Source organism: Tessaracoccus bendigoensis DSM 12906 (assembly GCF_900141915.1).
In the GTDB taxonomy this organism is placed as follows: Bacteria; Actinomycetota; Actinomycetes; order Propionibacteriales; family Propionibacteriaceae; genus Arachnia; species Arachnia bendigoensis.
In genome coordinates, this window is record NZ_FQZG01000151.1 from 1 (window position 1) to 1,407 (window position 1,407).

The 1,407-nt window shown below is 65.7% G+C and carries 1 protein-coding gene; it reads left to right on the plus strand.

Annotated elements, in window-relative coordinates:
- Positions 1–380: 380 nt before the first annotated feature.
- The gene (locus tag BUC15_RS18855; RefSeq protein WP_073191659.1) at positions 381–1,310 is read left to right on the plus strand and encodes a type IV toxin-antitoxin system AbiEi family antitoxin domain-containing protein; all 930 of its coding nucleotides are present in this window, start codon (positions 381–383) and stop codon (positions 1,308–1,310) included.
- Positions 1,311–1,407: the final 97 nt, after the last annotated feature.

Consider the following 1,407-nt stretch of genomic DNA (forward strand, 5'->3'; position numbering starts at 1 on the left):
ACCCCAGGTAACGAGCCAAACCGCCACCCGACACCGTCACCAGCAAGGAGCCGCAACACCAGCCATCCGACGCCGTCACCAACCCAAACGCTCGACACCAGCGATACACCCCAGGTAACGCGCCATACCCCAGGTAACGCGCCATACCCCAGGTAACCGCGCCATACCCCTGGTAACGGGCCAAACCGCCACCCGGCGCCGTCACCGGCCACGTGATGTCCCGGCGGGGTGCTCACCGGCCACGTGATGTCCCCGCGGGGCGGTCCCCGACGCGACTGCGCCCTCCACAGATGACCCGACCAGTGGAAAAGTCGCGCGAGTTATCCACTGGTTTGACGAGTGATGCAGCTTTCGGGTCCTGCCGTCGGATCAATAGGGGCATGAGCACACTGATCAACCACGCGACCCTCGTCCAAAGCGGCCTCAACCGCACCGACATCTCCCGGCGCCTGAAGGACGGCTCCCTCAGCCGTGTCAGGCGCGGCGTCTACTCGCCCGAGCCCCCGGCGATTGATACTCCATCGCATCTCATGCTGGTCGAGGCCACGCTGCCGCTGGTGGCGCCGTCATCCGTCGTCGCATACGAGTCCGCCGGCGCCGTCCATGGCTTGCCCCTCCCCGAGCTCCCTACGTGCGTGCAGATGATCCGGCGCACACCCGGGCACGCAGACGGCGGCACTGTCCTGCGTATGCGCGATACTGCCCTGCATGACGACGAGGTCACGCATGTCGGCCCGATTCCGGTCACGACGCTCGAGCGGACGGTCGCTGACCTCGCGCGGGTTCTGCCCATCGAGTGGGGCGTGGCGGTATGCGATGCCGCCCTCACCAGGGGGCTCCCCCTTGAACGGATTGCGGCCGTCGTCCGGGCGCACCCTCGTCTCCGTGGGCTGCCGAGGGCTAGGTCCGCGCTGAGCCTGTCCCGCTTCGGTGCTGAATCACCAGCGGAATCGATCAGTCGGCTGCAGTTCATCAGGTACGGGCTCCCGGAGCCCCAGTTGCAATACGAAATCATCGACCACCACGGTGTCGTCGTGGGCAGGGCAGATTTCGGATGGCCCGAGTACAGGTTGGTCGGGGAGGTGGATGGCAGGTGGAAGTACGGTGAATTGCTGCGACCCGGACAGTCACCCCAAGACGCGATCATGAAGGAGAAGCGCAGGGAGAACTTGATCCGCGCCACGGGTCACTGGATCGTCAGGTGGGATTGGAACACAGCGAATGACGGCCCCGCGCTCGCGGAACTGGTCGGATCTGCTCTGAGGATGCAGCGGGAAGCGCTGGGGCTGACCGGGGCCCTATCACTTTGAACGTAACGAGCCAAGCCGCCCCCCGCCGCCGACACGAGCGACACCGCTCGACATCAGCCCTCTGACATCGTCACCAACCAAAACGCCCAACACCAGC

Bases quoted from the DNA above. Each gene is read 5' to 3' on its own strand.
- BUC15_RS18855 (WP_073191659.1), top strand. From the start codon at position 381: ATGAGCACACTGATCAACCACGCGACCCTCGTCCAAAGCGGCCTCAAC.